Source organism: Ruegeria sp. AE3, assembly GCF_056542225.1.
In genome coordinates, this window is record NZ_JBQFZL010000004.1 from 39,914 (window position 1) to 54,178 (window position 14,265).

The window sequence follows — 14,265 nt, forward strand, 5'->3', positions numbered from 1 at the left end:
AAAAGAACCCTCCCGATATCGTTCAAAACCGACTTTAGGCAATAACACGGCCATGCGTAAATGAACTAGTTCACATAAGATAAAGAAAATTCTCAGGAGGGAAAAAATTTGCATAACGTGTCAGTATGGCAGTAAATTCAAACTGTTGAATTTGGGCGCACGGCGTCCGGGCCGTGTTATCGGCCAGCAGTAGGGGCAGGTTCCATAGAACGCACGATTTTCCGCTTTATCTGGAAATACTCCAAACGTGATCAGCTGATCCTGCTGGCTGTGACGGCGACGTTGTTTCCGTTGCTCTATCTTACGCTGGAGTTGCCCAAGCGTATCATCAACGACGCAATCGGTTCGACAACGGCCGAAGTGGATGTCTGGGGTTATACGCTTTCACAGACGAATTTCCTGATTATTTTGTGTTTTGCTTTCCTGGCTGCCGTGCTGGCGCACGGGCTGATGAAAATGCGCATCAACACCATGAAGGGTGTGCTGAGCGAACGCATGCTGCGACGGTTTCGGTATCAGCTGGTCAGCCGCGCGCTTCTTTTTCCGCAACCTTATTTCGAACGGGTCAGCCAAGGCGAAATGGTCTCGATGATCACGGCTGAAAGCGAACCAATGGGGGGGCTGATGGGCGATGCGATCAGCCAGCCGGTTCTGCAAGCCGGTCAGATGATCACCATCCTTTCTTTCCTGTTCTTGCAAAGCTTTTGGTTCGGGCTGGCCGCTGTCGCCCTGATCCCGGTACAGGCCTGGTTAATCCCCAAATTACAACGTCAGATCAACCTGTTGAACAAGAAACGCATTCAGGAAGTACGGGCGTTGGCTGCCCAGATCGGCGAAAACGCGGCAGGGGCGTCAACCCTACGCAGCAATGGCGGTTGGCGCTATCGCAGGGCTATGGTTTCCGATCAATTGGGGCGGCTTTTCACGATCCGCTTTGAGATTTACCAGAAGAAGTTCTTTATGAAGTTCATAAACAACTTCATCTCGCAGCTGACACCATTCATGTTCTACCTGATTGGTGGCCTTCTGGTGTTGCAGGGTTCGGTTTCGCTGGGGGCATTGGTTGCCGCGCTAGCGGCGTACAAGGATCTGAGCTCACCCTGGAAAGAGCTGTTGACCTATTACAACCAAACCCAGGACATGTCGTTGCGCTGGGAAATCGTCGTTGACCGTTTCGATCCGGCCGGATTGAAGGATGAAGTGCTGTTCGAGGGCGAACCAGCAGAGCGCCCCCACCTGAGCGGCGATATCGTGTTGAATCACGTTTCAGTTCGCGACATGGACGGAAATCAGGTGCTGGATGATCTGAATCTTACTTTTCCCGGTGGCAAGACGATTGGTATCGCCGCACCCAGTGAAGAGGATCGGCGCGCCATGGGTGAGCTGCTGACCCGCGAGATTTTGCCCGCTGCCGGCACGGTTCAGGTTGGGGATCTGAACCTGGCAGATCTGCATCAGGGCGTTGTGGCCGCGCGTATCGGGTACGCAACGTCCCGCCCGGTTATGTTTCAGGGAACGTTGGGTGACAACGTGATGATGCCGATGCGATTCAAACCCTTGGCTGAATCCTCAGACGACCCTGATTTTGCCGAGACTTTGCGGGCTGGAAACAGCATGGATCCGTTCAGGGTGGAATGGCTTGACCCGGCGCTGGCCGGGTTTGAAGACGCGACGGCGTTGCGAGACTGGTGGTTGCAGCTGATTGATGGAATGGGGTCTGGTGCAGCTTTGTTTCGGCGCGGTGCCGAACAAAGCTTTGTTGCGACCGAACACTGCGAACTGGCAAGGAAACTGGTCGAGCTGCGCCCGCTTGTGCGGAAGGCGGTCCATGACGCGGGTCTTGAGCAGCAGGCGCTGATATTCGACCGGAATGCTTACAACCCGGCGCTGCCTGTTGCCGAGAACCTGCTTTTTGCGACGCCCCGCGTGCCGGTGACGCAGGCGTTGCTTGCCCGGCAGAAGGTTTTCCTCATGCAGTTGCGAGAGCTGGGGCTGGATGAGACGCTGATCGCCCTGACCCGTGACGTGATCGAGATGCTGCGACAGATCTTCGGGTTCGACGGAACCGACCATCCGTTGTTCCGCAAGCTGGGTCTTGATGCAAAGACTTATGAGGCAGCTGTGGAGCTGGTTGAACAGACCCGCAAAGAGGGAACATCAGGGCTGGATGACGAACAGCTGGCCAGTATGTTGGCCGTGCCTTTCGTCGTCTCGGCTGAGCAGATTGGCCCGGCTTTCACGGATGAGCTGAAAGACCGCATTCTGGAACTGAGGCAGAGTCATTCGGATAAGCTGTTGGAAAGCCTCAAGGACGCATTTGTTCCGCTGGATCCGGAAGATTTCGCGCCTGGATTGACGGTCATGGAAAACGCGCTGTTCGGCAAGGTCAGCCAGATAGGCGGCGCGCGATCGGATGAGGCCCGCAAGGTCATTGTCGACGTGTTGGAGGAGAACGGCGCGCGTCCTTTGGTGGTCGAGCTGATTTATGACATTCCGGTTGCTTTGGGTGGGCAGAGCCTTCCGGCGGTTTTTGCCGAACCGCTGGCGTTTACCCGCGCGACAATCAAGAAGCCAGATATCCTGATCCTGGAGCAGGCATTGGCCAGTTACGACATGAAAACGCAGGTATCGGTTTACAAGAAGCTGCGCGAGTTGCTGCCGGATGCCACGGTGTTCTACCTCAATGACCAGTTCGAAAACCCGGACGTATTCGACATGTTCGTGGAAATCCGGCAAGGTCGTGTCGTCTCGGATGGAGGACCGGTAGACGTGGGAAAAGACAGCGCATCTTCAGCAGATCTGGCGCGGAAACTGCGCGCGCTGGAGCAGACCCCCTTGTTTTCAGGTCTGGACCGGAGGCAATTGCGCCTTCTGGCTTTTGGGGCGCAATGGTTCGATGCCAAGCCTGGGCAGGTGGTGTTCCTGAAAGATGATCAGCCCACCGATGGCGCTTATGTAGTGCTGGAGGGAGAGGCAGGCCTGTACCTGCCACAGGAAGATGGACCCGATCAGTTGATCACCACCGTGGGGCCGGGCGCATTGGTGGGTGAACTTGGTCTGATCCGCAAAGAACCACGCGCGCTGAGCATGGTGGCCGAAACACAACTATCCTGCCTTAGGATCGGTGAGGAAGAATTCCTGGCCGTTGTGGAAAACGATGCGGCAACCGCGTTCAAGCTGATGCAGGTGATCGCCGGTTACGTGTCCAATTAGGCGTGATCAGCTGGCAGGCTCGCAAAACAGCTCGTACAGCAGACCGATCATCTGCGCTGCATTTCCATCGCTTAGCGAATAATAGATCGTTTTGCCATCTCTTCGGGTGGTGACAAATCCTTCCTCCCGCAGACGGGCCAACATTTGGCTGACGGCGGCTTGTCGTAATTGCAGCAAATCCTCAAGCTGGCCTACCGATTTCTCGCCATTCCCAAGGTGGCACAGGATCATCAGGCGCCCTTCATGCGCCAGTGTCTTGAGAAATGCAGCCGCGCGGGCTGCATTTTCTTTCATTTCTGATGGTGTGTCCGAGGTGTGTGCCTGAGGTTCGGTTTCTAGGAGTGTCACGTTTTGACCGTTGTGCCGTTAATCTTGGGTCAATATGCCTCAAACCCGTCTGCGTTGTCACCCCTCGGTTGCAGGGGCACCGCCCTGAAAAGCATTGCCATTAACGTAATCGCAGGGCTCTTCCTGCATCTGCAAGTGCAAGCCGCGACCTTCATACGGGTGCGCGCGGGCCAGGTCTTCGTCGACATCGATCCCAAGTCCCGGCGCTGTCGGAGCGATCACGAAGCCGTCCTCTATCTGAATGGAACCTTTGATCAGCTGGTTGTGGAACGGTGTTTCAATGGTTTCCAGCAACAGCAGGTTCGGGATCGACGCGGCCAGGTGGATATTGGCGGCCCATTCGACCGGTCCAGCATAAAGATGTGGCGCCATCTGAGCATTGAATATCTCTGCTATAGCGGCGACTTTCTTCATCTCCCAGATTCCTCCGGCTCGCCCCAACGCCGGTTGTAGGATTTCCGCAGCCCCGGCGCGCAGAACGGCTCCAAACTCGGCCTTGGTTGTCATGCGCTCTCCGGTGGCGATGGGGATACGGACGTTGCGGGCGACACGGGCCATGTCTTCGATCATATCAGGTGGCGTGGGTTCTTCGAACCATAGGGGCTGATATGGTTCCAGCGCCTGCCCCAGCCTAATGGCACCGGCCGTGTTGAACTGCCCGTGTGTGCCAAACAGCAGGTCGGCCTTGTCCCCTACGGCTTCGCGAATTGCCTTACAAAAGGCGACGGACATGGAAATGTCACTCATCGCGGGCATGTGGCCGCCATGGATTGTATAAGGGCCCGCCGGGTCGAATTTTACAGCGGTATAGCCGCGTCGCACCATTTCAGCGGCTGTTTCACCCGCTTGTTCGGGAGAGGTCCAGAAGTCGGTCAGATTGTGATGCGGCAAAGGGTAGAGGTAAGTGTAGGAGCGAATTCGCTCGTTCACCTTGCCGCCCAACAGGGCGTAAACCGGGCGGTCGCGATCCTTGCCCAGAATATCCCAACAGGCGATCTCCAACCCCGAGAATGCGCCCATCACCGTCAGGTCGGGGCGCTGCGTGAAGCCGCTGGAATAGGCACGGCGGAACATAAGCTCGATGTTTTCGGGGTTCTCGCCCAGCATGTGCCGTTCGAACACATCCCGGATGACGTGGCGCATCGCCTCGGGTCCGACGGACGAGGCATAGCATTCGCCCCAACCGGTTATGCCGGTGTCTGTCGTCAGTTTGACCAATATCCAGTATCGCCCCCCCCAACCCGGAGCGGGTGGGGCGGTGACGATGATGTCGAGATCCTGCAGTTTCATCTCAGTTCCTCCGAGCCGGGAGATCAGGTTCTGTCGAACAGGATCACGTTGCGCTTGGCAGATCCGGTTTTGGTATCGGCAATGGCCTCGTTGATCTGATCCAGCGACCAGCGGCCCGAGATCAGCTCGTCCAGTTTCAACCGACCCTGCTCGTAAAGGTCGATCATCCAGGGGATGTCCCGCTGAATAACCACATCACCCATTTTCGAGCCGACAACACCCTGGCCGAGGGCTGCCAGAACAACCGGTTCATAGCTGGCCATGCCGCCCGAATGCGGCATTCCGATCATGATGGCCTTACCGCCGCGGCCAAGATAACGCGGGGCCTGATCATAGGCGGCGATTGCGCCGACCGTAATCAGAACCGCATCGGCACCGCGTCCGCCAAGGGCTTTGAACGCTGCCTTCCAGGGTTCTTTCAGGCTGGCCAGCACGCCATGGGTCGCGCCGAACTCCTTCGCGATTTCCAGCTTTTCTTCAGTCATGTCGACGGCCACGATCCGTCGTGCTCCTGCGATCCGTGCGCCCTGAATGGCGTTCAGGCCAACACCACCCGCACCGATGACAACGACATCCTGACCCGGACGCAAATTGGCGGCGTTTACAGCAGCGCCGACCCCGGTGATCACCCCGCAAGACAGAAGGCTGGCCAGGTCTTTGGGCAGGCTTTCGGGTATCCTGACGATCTGCCGATGGCTCACCACAACTTTTTCGGCAAACGCGCCGCAGGCCATGGCCTGTTCCAGCGGATCGCCGTCAGCCGTTTTTAGCGGGCCTTTGACGGTGTCGTAAGGTGTTTCGCAATTTGTCGGGTGCCCTCCGGCACAGGTGGGGCAGGACCCGCACGCGCGGATCAGCGTCACAACTACAGGTTCGCCAATCCTGAAGTCCCCGGCGGCCTCTCCAACTGCGGAGATCACACCTGCGGCTTCGTGTCCGTAAACGGCGGGCAGGAACCCTCCCCAGGCACCTTCGGCATAGGATATATCTGAATGGCAGATGGCCACTGCATCCAGCGTCACTTCGACTTCGCCCGTGCCGGGGGGCGCCAGCTGAACCTCTTCGATAACCAGGGGTTCGCCGAATGCCCGGCAGACTGCGGCTTTGATTGTTTGCATGTTTTCCCTCATTCCCGTTGGCCCCACGGTGGCGTGGGAAAGCGTTGATCGCAAGGCGAAAACCGCCATGTAAGTGTCGTTGTTAAGCCACGACAGGCGGGGACCGGCGAAACAAAACGAACCCGGCCAGCATCAGCGCCAGTGCCAGCAGGAAAGGAGCACCCGGCAGGTACAGCGGTGTGTCGGGGCGAATGAATTGCGCAAATACGCTGGTCATGACCAGGGGCGAGATTACCATCGAAAGCGCGTGGAGCGCGGCGAGGACGCCCTGCAACTCCCCTTGCTGCGAATCTGGTGTCGCTTTGGACATCATTGCCTGAAGTGCCGGTGTGGTGATTGCCCCGATTGCGGTGATTGGGATGAACAAAAGCGCAATGAACCCGTTGGTCAGAAAGGCCAGAATTGCGAAACTAAGAATTTCAAAACCCATCCCGTAGATGATGGCACCCCGTTCGCCGCACAATCGGATTGCGGGGCGGATCAGACCGCCCTGCACAACGGCCATGCCGATCCCATAGACGCCCAGTGACAGGCCGATCATCTGAGGGGACCATCCGAACCGCTCGGTGGTGAAAAAGGACCAGATAGCGGGGTAGACGTAGATTGAGACCGAATACAGAAAGTAGACCCACAGCATAGGTCGGATACCGGGCAGTGCAGCAATGGCGCGCAGCGAATTCACCGGGTTGGCGCGGCGCAGGTTGAAGGCGCGCCGGGTCTTGTCGGTCACGGTTTCAGGCATCACGAAGCAGCCGATGGCAAAGATCAGTGCCACCAGACCTGCCGCAGCCCAAAACGGGGCACGGGTTCCATATTCGCTGAGCAACCCGCCGATCACTGGTCCGAGCACAAATCCGACGCCAAAGGCCGCCCCTAACAGGCCAAAGTTTGCGGCCTTGTCCTTGGGATCGGAAATATCCGCCATGAACGCGGCGGCGGTGGAATGCGTGGCTGCAGTAATACCGCCGACAATACGACCGGCCAGCAACAGCCAGATACTGCCCGCCACTGCCATAACCATATAATCAAGCGCCATGACGAACAGCGACAGCAGCAGCACAGTTCTGCGGCCATAGGCGTCGGACAGGTTTCCAAGGATTGGACCAAAGATGAATTGCATCGCCGCAAAAGCGGTACTCAGCACTCCACCCCAGATCGCCGCATTGGCAAGCGAACTGCCCTGCACATCAACAATCAGTTGCGGCATGATCGGCATAACCAGACCAATGCCCATTGCGTCGATCATGACGATGCTGAGGATGAAGAGTGATGGCAGGCGCATGGAACTCGGGCTGGTGATCTGTTCGTGGCACCCTAGGCACAGTCACCGAATGTGGGAAGACAGAGTTTTGCGTGCAGTCCGCCGCATCACTCAAATTTGCTTGCCAATTCGCTCAGCAATCCGGCCAGTTCCTGTGGATGCGAGAAAAACGGAGAATGCGAACTGTCGATGGTTCGCCGCAGGTCCTTCGGGATAAACGCGCACATGTCCGCCTGATATTCCGCGGGGATCGTTCGGTCATCTGTGGTGCGGATATAGGCCTTGGGCACTTCGTTGAAATTCGTGCCGACCGGCAGTGGTGTTTCCTGGGGGCGAATGGCCTGTGGGCACAGGCGCGCATAGGCGTAAGGCAGGATATCGTCAGGGCAATCGTGGTAGAACAGCTTTGGGATGGCATCTACCGACACGGTGTAAGACAGCCCGTCAGACGATTTGTCAATCGCGTGGGCAATTGTCTGCTGCGGGCCGCGTCTGCGCATTTCTGCCAGCGAAAAGCCATCGTGAGGCACGTAGGCGCACAGAAAGATCAGGGCGCGCATGGCGTCCGGTCGAGCTTCGGCGGCGGCGCTGATCGGATACCCGCCCCACGAGTGACCCACGACAATCGTATCGGGCGTACAGGCGTTCAGAACGGCATCGCGGCAATTTTCCAGCGTCACCTCGGACACCGGCGTTGGATCTGCACCATGGCTGGGCAAGTCGATGGCCCGGGCCGAATGTCCCAAAGCTTCCAGCGCGGGGATCAGGTCGCGCCAGCACCAGGCTCCGTGGCAGGAGCCGTGGACCAACAGGAAAGACGCCATCGCTGTTCTCCTTCAGATATGCCCGATATCGGTCAGAAACCGGGTCAGGATTGCTGCGTATTCTGCGGGTTTCTCGACGAAGGGCAAATGGCCAGCTCTGCGGATCAGTTCGAACCGCGATCCGGGGATGAGGTCGACAGTTTCGCGCACCAGATCGGGCGGGGTCGAGCCGTCCTCGCTTCCGGCGATGCCAAGCGTGGGAAGGCGCAGGCCGCTTGTGGGTGTATAGAAGTCGGTCCCGGCGACGGCAGCGCAACAGCCCAGATATCCGTCAAGCGGTTGGCTGATCATCATATCGCGCCATGGCAGGTGGTTTTGCGCTGCGCGGAAATCACGGGAAAACCAGCGTTCCATCGTGGCGTCTGCCACCGCTTCAATCCCGCCGCGACGCACAGCGTCGATCCGATCCTGCCAGACTGCGGGAGTGGCGATTTTGGCAGCGGTGTTCGACAGAACCTGCGCACGTATCTGATCCATACGTTTGACGGCCAGCCCCTGTGCGATCATCCCGCCAATGGACAGGCCGACAAAAACGCAGTCGCGAACCTTCAGGTGATCCAGCAGCGACTCGGCATCGCGGATCAGGGCGCCCATAGAATAAGGCGCCGGTGGAACCGAGGATTGCCCATGCCCGCGTTTGTCATACCGGATGATACGCAACCCTTTGGGCAGGTGCAGTAACACGGCGTCCCATATGTGCAGGTTTGTTCCCAATGAGTTGGCAAAAACCAGTGGCGCGCCGTCCGCCGCACCATCGACACGGTAATTCAGTTTCACGTCGCCCAGATCAGCGATCATCATGACTCAGGTCCTTGCAGCCCCGGCGTTCCAGGTGCAACTTGCACAGGTTTGGGGTGCCTGTCAGGTCAGGAATTCCAACGCCCTGGCAAAAACATCCGGATCGACGTTACCACCCGATGTGACTACGATCACGTCGTCGCCCTCAATCTCGTCGCCCCGGAACAGGGCCGAGGCCAATGCGACTGCGCCGCCGGGCTCCAGCACGATCTTGAGGCGCAGGAAAGCAAGTGCCATGGCCCGCAGGGCCTCTTCTTCGGTCACCGAAATACCGGGCCCGCAAAGACGGTTTAGGATGGGAAAGGTGATGTCGCCGGGTTGCGGTGTCAGGATAGCATCGCAAATATTGCCTGATGCCGCGTTGTTGTTCTGAATCCGTCCCGTCGCCAGTGATCGTTTGACGTCATCGAACCCTTCCGGTTCGCACGGGCGTGCCCTTAGGTCGGGGGCGTGTTTTTCCAATGCCAGTGCAATGCCAGAGGTGAGGCCGCCACCGCCGCAACAGACCAGAACATCCGCCTGAGATAACCCAAGTTTCGCGGCCTGTCTGGCGATTTCCAAGCCGGTGGTACCTTGCCCGGCAATCACCTGAGGTTCGTCATATGGCCGGATCAGAGTCAGCCCGCGTTCGGCGGCGATGGTCTCCCCGATCTCTTCACGGCTTTCGTTTGCGCGGTCGTAAAGAACGACCTCACCTCCAAGCGCGCGGGTGTTTTCGATTTTCAGGTGTGGCGCGTCCGACGGCATGACAATGACAGAAGCAATACCGTGTTTCGCCGCCGCCATCGCAACGCCTTGTGCGTGATTGCCCGAAGAATATGCAATCACGCCGCGCTGGCGTGTGTCTTCGTCCAGCGCGGATATGGCAGACCAAGCTCCCCGAAACTTGAAACTGCCCGTATGTTGCAGGCATTCCGGCTTGACCCAAATCCGGCGCCCGGCGATCGCGTCAAGAAATGGCGACGACAGAATTGGTGTCTCGCGGACATGTCCTTTAAGCCGTATGGCCGCGGCTTCGATCATTTCAAATGTGCTCATGCAGCGTTCTTCAATACCTTTTTGATGACATCCAGAGATTGCGGCTCATTCAAGAACGGAACATGCCCGCGATCCGGTACTTCGGCCGAGATCAGACCGGGATGCCGCCGGTGCATCTCAGCCAGTGTTTCTGCGCTCAAAACGTCCGAGTTTGCGCCCCTGATCGCGCCGCATGGAATATTGCGCAGCGCTTCAAAAAACAACCAATAGTCGGGTATAGCACCGCTCGCGGCCTGTTCCAGAAGCGCCTTGCGCAGGGCCGGATCATAGCGCAGCGCCAGCCCGTCCCTTTGTTGTTCGTATTGAATTTCGGCCTGTTTGCGCCAGATCTCCAACGGAACCCTGGGGAACTGCGGCTCCATCACATGTTTCAGGGCGGCAGCAGCTTCGTCATGGGTTTTCGCGGTGGGTTGTGCGCCCACATAGGCCATGATCTTGGCGATGCTTGACGTCTCTATGACGGGCCCCACATCGTTCAGAATCAAACCGGCCAAGCGTTCGGGGTGGCTTGCTGCCAGTGCCATGGCAATCAGCCCGCCCCGCGAGGTGCCCAGAATGACCGCTTTTTCGATGCCCAGAAAATCCAGCAGTTCAATCGCGTCATGGGATTCACGAAAGATGTTGTAGTTCATGAAATCGGGGTCGTAGTCTGAGCGGCCGCGCCCCCTGTAATCCATCGCAATCATGCGCAGCTCAGTGGCATGTGGTGCGAAATACGAAAAATCCCGGCTGTTTCTGGTCAATCCGGCCAGACACAAAAGCGGCGTGCCCGATCCATGGTCTTCGAAATAGATGCGCTTGCCGTCCGAAGTCGTAAAGTCTGACATCAAAGACCAGCCAGCTTGGGAATGGTGGTCAAATCAGACAGAACATGCGCTGGCGTCCACGGCAGCCGGTCCATTGGTTCCCCGATCCGATTGACCCAGGCGGTGACAAAACCATAACCGCTGGCCCCTGCGGCATCCCAACCGTTTGAACTGACGAACAAGACTTCGTCGCGGGCGCAGTCAAACCTGTTCTGAACCAGATCATAGACACGGGAATGGGGCTTGAAGACCCCAACGCTTTCGACCGACAGCACGTCATCCAGCACATCGCCGATCCCGGCGGACTGAACAGCACCGTCCAGCATGGGCGGTGATCCGTTGGACAGGATGGCAGTCTGCATCCCGCCATCCTTGAGGGTTTTCAACATGGCAGGAACTTCGGGATAGGCCTGCAACTCCCAATAAAGATCCAGCAGGCGTTGGCGCAGTTCAGGGTTGCCCTGCAGGCCTGCAGCTTCCAGCGCCCAGTCCAGCCCGTCCTGCGTGACATCCCAGAAGTCCGCATGCGCATCAGCCACTGCACGCAGCCATGTGTATTGCAATTGCTTCAGGCGCCAATGTCCCGCGACCTCGGGCCATTTGTCTTTCAGTGCTTCGAATCCAGGTTCGCTTGCCGCCTGCCGGGCGGCGGCCGCAACATCAAACAGTGTTCCGTAGGCGTCGAACACGCAGGTCGTGACTGCCATATAACCCTCCTTTGATTGCGCGCAGGTTGGCACAACACGGAATGGGGGGGAAGGGCCAAGGGTTTACAACTTTGTGTCAATCTCTAGGGTTGGCCGCTTAACCCCTAAAACGGCCGGAGGCCACTATGACCGAAATCAAGCAAGGCGACACGGTTCGCATCCATTACACAGGGACATTGCTGGATGGCAAAGTCTTTGACAGCTCGGATGGGCGCGATCCGTTGGAGTTCGTGGTTGGATCGGGCCAGATTATTCCCGGTCTGGACAGTGCAATGCCCGGTTTGTCCGCAGGTGACAAGAAACGGGTCGAGATTGCCTGTACCGACGCCTACGGCCCGATCAACCCTGCGATGCGTCAGGAAATCCCCCGTGAGGGTATTCCAGAGGATATTCCGCTGGATCCGGGCACTCAACTGCAGATGCAGACACCGGACGGTCAGGCCGTGCCTGTGACAGTTGTGGACGCCAACGAAGCGACTGTAACCCTGGATGGAAATCATCCGTTGGCCGGACAGGATCTGGTGTTTGAGATTGAAGTCGTCTCGATCAATTGAGACTTAGTTCAGGTTGGAACTCCTGCACGGACTTCAGCCGATCAAAGCTTCAACAGCTGCACGTACCTGTGGCTGGGTGAAAAAGACAAACACCAGCAGCAATGAAGTCAGCGCGAGCAGCAGCACTCTGGCCCGCTGGCTGAGGAAACCGGACTTCTTCCGGCTTTGCACTGACCGTGCGTTGTTTGCAATGATTTGATCTAGCTTGCTCATATCGAAGTCCTGCCGCCCAAAGATGGTGAAATCTTGGCGGCGGCAGGGAAAGATATGGTCACATGAAATCGGGTTGTGGCATGCCCAGAACGTGGAAACCACCGTCAACTCGGATGATTTCACCAGACGTGCAGGCACCCGCATCAGATGTCAGGTAAACTGCGGTCCCGCCAACAGCTTCCAGTGTGGCATTCGAACGCATCGGCGCATTCTGATCACAGAACTTGTATGTCCTGCGCGCTCCGCCAATGGCCGCACCGGCAAGGGTTTTCATCGGCCCAGGTGAGATTGCGTTCACGCGGATACCATCCGGGCCAAGGTCATTGGCCAGATAACGGGTCGCCGATTCCAGCGCAGCCTTGGCAACACCCATGACGTTGTAGTTCGGTACAACCCGGTTTGATCCCTGATAGGTCAGCGTCAGCAGCGAACCCCCTTTGTCCTTCATCATCGGATAGGCGCGGCGCGCCACCTCGATGAAAGAATAGGCCGACACGTCCATCGAGTGTTTGAAGTTCGCCCGCGTGGTATTCAGAAACCGGCCTGTCAGCTCGGACTTATCCGAATACGCAATGGCATGAACAACAAAGTCGATGGTGGGCCAACGCTGAGCCAGCTCACCAAAGGCGCGATCCAGTGACTCGTCGTCGGTCACATCGGCATCCACCATGAAATCACTGCCCAAGCTTTGAGCGAGAGGTTCCAACCGCTTGCCGAACGCTTCGCCCTGATAGGTGAAGGCCAGTTCTGCGCCTGCCTCGTGCATGGCCTTGGCAATGCCCCACGCGATTGAGCGGTCATTGGCCACGCCCATGATCAGGCCGCGTTTACCTTTGAGAAGATCCGACATCACTTTCACCCGTTATACTTAGACAGAATCATGGACCCGTTAGTGCCGCCAAAGCCGAAGCTGTTGGTCATGACACTGTCCAGTCCTGCGTTTTCAACCACTTCAGTTGCAATTTCACCGGGCAAGATGCCTTGGGCGAGTGTGTCGACATTGATCGACGGCGTAATGAAATCATTGTCCAGCATGAGTAAGCAGAAGATCGCCTCAAGCGCTCCTGCCGCGCCTTGCGCGTGGCCAGTCATTGATTTGGTCGAGGAAATCGGCGGTACATTGCCTTCACCGAAGATGCGGCGCACAGCCTCTACTTCGCCCACGTCACCGACAGGGGTCGAGGTTCCATGTGCATTGATATAGCCGACCTTGCGACCTTCGGGCAGTGTGTCCAGCGCCAGCCGCATCGCGCGCTCGCCGCCTTCACCTGAAGGGGCCACCATATCGTGGCCATCCGAGGTGGCAGCATAGCCGGTGACTTCGGCATATATCTTTGCACCGCGGGCCAGAGCGTGCTCCAACTCTTCCAGAACGAGGATGCCGCCGCCACCGGAAATCACAAACCCGTCACGGTTTTCGTCAAACGCGCGCGAGGCTTTCTCGGGCGTGTCATTGTATTTCGACGACATCGCGCCCATCGCATCGAACAGACACGAAAGCGTCCAGTCCAGTTCTTCGCCGCCGCCAGCAAACATGACGTCCTGTTTGCCCAGCATGATCTGTTCGGCCGCGTTGCCGATGCAATGCAGCGAGGTCGAGCAGGCCGAGGTGATCGAATAGTTGATACCCTTGATCTTGAACGCGGTCGCCAGGTTTGCCGAGATTGTCGAGCACATACATTTTGGCACGGCGAACGGCCCTATCCGTTTGGTTGCACCGGTGCTCAGAACCGTCTGATGAGCGGTCAGCATCGCGCTTGTCGACGGGCCGCCGGATCCGGCCACCAAACCTGTACGCGGGTTGACGACCTGGTCCTCGGTCAGACCGGAATCTGCAATGGCCTGAGACATGGCGATATGAGCGTAAGCCGCGCCCGGACCCATGAAGCGCAGGGTGCGTTTGTCTACGTGTTCAGCCACGTCAATCTTGAGCGTTCCCGCGATCTGACTGCGAAACCCGTGTTCTGCCATCTGTTCGCTGGCTTCGATCCCGGATTTACCTGCTTTGAGCGAGGCCAGAACCTCTTGGGCATTATTCCCGATCGAAGACACTACCCCCAGACCGGTGACGACTACTCGACGCATGTGCGCACTC

Annotated in this window: 14 protein-coding genes; 2 read left to right on the top strand and 12 right to left on the bottom strand. The window is 57.8% G+C overall.

What is annotated here, in order from left to right; all coding sequences use genetic code 11:
- Window positions 1–216: 216 nt before the first annotated feature.
- On the top strand, window positions 217–3,213 hold the full coding sequence (locus ACR0NZ_RS10270) for a cyclic nucleotide-binding domain-containing protein (protein WP_480518997.1): 2,997 nt from the start codon (window positions 217–219) through the stop codon (window positions 3,211–3,213).
- A gap of 6 nt (window positions 3,214–3,219) precedes the next feature.
- Here ACR0NZ_RS10270 and ACR0NZ_RS10275 read toward each other — a convergent pair whose 3' ends face one another.
- The 9 genes from ACR0NZ_RS10275 to ACR0NZ_RS10315 all read right to left on the bottom strand — a co-directional run bounded on the left by ACR0NZ_RS10275 (window position 3,220) and on the right by ACR0NZ_RS10315 (window position 11,403).
- A complete protein-coding gene (locus tag ACR0NZ_RS10275; RefSeq protein WP_480473809.1) occupies window positions 3,220–3,507 on the bottom strand; it encodes an ArsR/SmtB family transcription factor in 288 nt (95 codons plus the stop codon).
- Window positions 3,508–3,618: 111 nt separating this feature from the next.
- The gene (locus ACR0NZ_RS10280) at window positions 3,619–4,851 is read right to left on the bottom strand and encodes a mandelate racemase/muconate lactonizing enzyme family protein (protein WP_480518703.1); all 1,233 of its coding nucleotides are present in this window, start codon (window positions 4,849–4,851) and stop codon (window positions 3,619–3,621) included.
- Between the two features lie 23 nt (window positions 4,852–4,874).
- Window positions 4,875–5,969, bottom strand: coding sequence for a Zn-dependent alcohol dehydrogenase (locus ACR0NZ_RS10285; protein ID WP_480518705.1), 1,095 nt, complete (start codon window positions 5,967–5,969; stop codon window positions 4,875–4,877).
- Between the two features lie 82 nt (window positions 5,970–6,051).
- Window positions 6,052–7,251 (bottom strand): TCR/Tet family MFS transporter, encoded by a 1,200-nt coding sequence (locus ACR0NZ_RS10290; protein ID WP_480518707.1) that lies wholly within the window; start codon window positions 7,249–7,251, stop codon window positions 6,052–6,054.
- An 86-nt stretch (window positions 7,252–7,337) separates the two neighbouring features.
- Window positions 7,338–8,054 carry an alpha/beta fold hydrolase gene (locus ACR0NZ_RS10295; protein WP_480518709.1) on the bottom strand — a complete coding sequence of 239 codons (717 nt, stop codon included), beginning with the start codon at window positions 8,052–8,054 and terminating at the stop codon, window positions 7,338–7,340.
- Between the two features lie 12 nt (window positions 8,055–8,066).
- Window positions 8,067–8,855: a 3-oxoadipate enol-lactonase gene (gene pcaD, locus ACR0NZ_RS10300; RefSeq protein WP_480518711.1), complete on the bottom strand. Its 789-nt coding sequence runs from the start codon at window positions 8,853–8,855 to the stop codon at window positions 8,067–8,069.
- 60 nt (window positions 8,856–8,915) lie between these two features.
- Window positions 8,916–9,890, bottom strand: coding sequence for a threonine ammonia-lyase (locus ACR0NZ_RS10305; RefSeq protein ID WP_480518713.1), 975 nt, complete (start codon window positions 9,888–9,890; stop codon window positions 8,916–8,918).
- On the bottom strand, window positions 9,887–10,717 hold the full coding sequence (locus ACR0NZ_RS10310) for an alpha/beta fold hydrolase (RefSeq protein ID WP_480518716.1): 831 nt from the start codon (window positions 10,715–10,717) through the stop codon (window positions 9,887–9,889). Before ACR0NZ_RS10310 ends, ACR0NZ_RS10305 begins: the two co-directional genes overlap by 4 nt.
- Entirely contained in the window at window positions 10,717–11,403 is a 687-nt protein-coding gene (locus ACR0NZ_RS10315; RefSeq protein ID WP_480518718.1) for a haloacid dehalogenase type II, read from the bottom strand. Before ACR0NZ_RS10315 ends, ACR0NZ_RS10310 begins: the two co-directional genes overlap by 1 nt.
- Window positions 11,404–11,528: 125 nt before the next feature.
- Here ACR0NZ_RS10315 and ACR0NZ_RS10320 point away from each other — a divergent pair, with 125 nt between their 5' ends.
- On the top strand, window positions 11,529–11,957 hold the full coding sequence (locus tag ACR0NZ_RS10320) for an FKBP-type peptidyl-prolyl cis-trans isomerase (protein WP_209505363.1): 429 nt from the start codon (window positions 11,529–11,531) through the stop codon (window positions 11,955–11,957).
- 33 nt (window positions 11,958–11,990) lie between these two features.
- Here the strand turns inward: ACR0NZ_RS10320 and ACR0NZ_RS10325 are convergent, their stop codons facing one another.
- From ACR0NZ_RS10325 to fabB, 3 genes are read right to left on the bottom strand one after another with little or no spacing between them, the layout of a single operon-like run.
- A complete protein-coding gene (locus ACR0NZ_RS10325) occupies window positions 11,991–12,170 on the bottom strand; it encodes a hypothetical protein (RefSeq protein WP_267366102.1) in 180 nt (59 codons plus the stop codon).
- Window positions 12,171–12,228: 58 nt separating this feature from the next.
- Window positions 12,229–13,020, bottom strand: coding sequence for an enoyl-ACP reductase FabI (locus tag ACR0NZ_RS10330; protein WP_480473799.1), 792 nt, complete (start codon window positions 13,018–13,020; stop codon window positions 12,229–12,231).
- Window positions 13,021–13,025: 5 nt separating this feature from the next.
- Complete coding sequence (fabB, locus tag ACR0NZ_RS10335) at window positions 13,026–14,255, bottom strand: beta-ketoacyl-ACP synthase I (RefSeq protein WP_480518720.1); 1,230 nt, start codon at window positions 14,253–14,255, stop codon at window positions 13,026–13,028.
- Window positions 14,256–14,265: the final 10 nt, after the last annotated feature.

Coding starts and splice junctions, on each gene's coding strand:
- ACR0NZ_RS10275 (WP_480473809.1), bottom strand. CDS start 3,507: ATGAAAGAAAATGCAGCCCGCGCGGCTGCATTTCTCAAGACACTGGCG.
- ACR0NZ_RS10280 (WP_480518703.1), bottom strand. CDS start 4,851: ATGAAACTGCAGGATCTCGACATCATCGTCACCGCCCCACCCGCTCCG.
- ACR0NZ_RS10285 (WP_480518705.1), bottom strand. CDS start 5,969: ATGCAAACAATCAAAGCCGCAGTCTGCCGGGCATTCGGCGAACCCCTG.
- ACR0NZ_RS10290 (WP_480518707.1), bottom strand. CDS start 7,251: ATGCGCCTGCCATCACTCTTCATCCTCAGCATCGTCATGATCGACGCA.
- ACR0NZ_RS10295 (WP_480518709.1), bottom strand. CDS start 8,054: ATGGCGTCTTTCCTGTTGGTCCACGGCTCCTGCCACGGAGCCTGGTGC.
- pcaD (WP_480518711.1), bottom strand. CDS start 8,855: ATGATGATCGCTGATCTGGGCGACGTGAAACTGAATTACCGTGTCGAT.
- ACR0NZ_RS10305 (WP_480518713.1), bottom strand. CDS start 9,890: ATGAGCACATTTGAAATGATCGAAGCCGCGGCCATACGGCTTAAAGGA.
- ACR0NZ_RS10310 (WP_480518716.1), bottom strand. CDS start 10,717: ATGTCAGACTTTACGACTTCGGACGGCAAGCGCATCTATTTCGAAGAC.
- ACR0NZ_RS10315 (WP_480518718.1), bottom strand. CDS start 11,403: ATGGCAGTCACGACCTGCGTGTTCGACGCCTACGGAACACTGTTTGAT.
- ACR0NZ_RS10320 (WP_209505363.1), top strand. CDS start 11,529: ATGACCGAAATCAAGCAAGGCGACACGGTTCGCATCCATTACACAGGG.
- ACR0NZ_RS10325 (WP_267366102.1), bottom strand. CDS start 12,170: ATGAGCAAGCTAGATCAAATCATTGCAAACAACGCACGGTCAGTGCAA.
- ACR0NZ_RS10330 (WP_480473799.1), bottom strand. CDS start 13,020: ATGTCGGATCTTCTCAAAGGTAAACGCGGCCTGATCATGGGCGTGGCC.
- fabB (WP_480518720.1), bottom strand. CDS start 14,255: ATGCGTCGAGTAGTCGTCACCGGTCTGGGGGTAGTGTCTTCGATCGGG.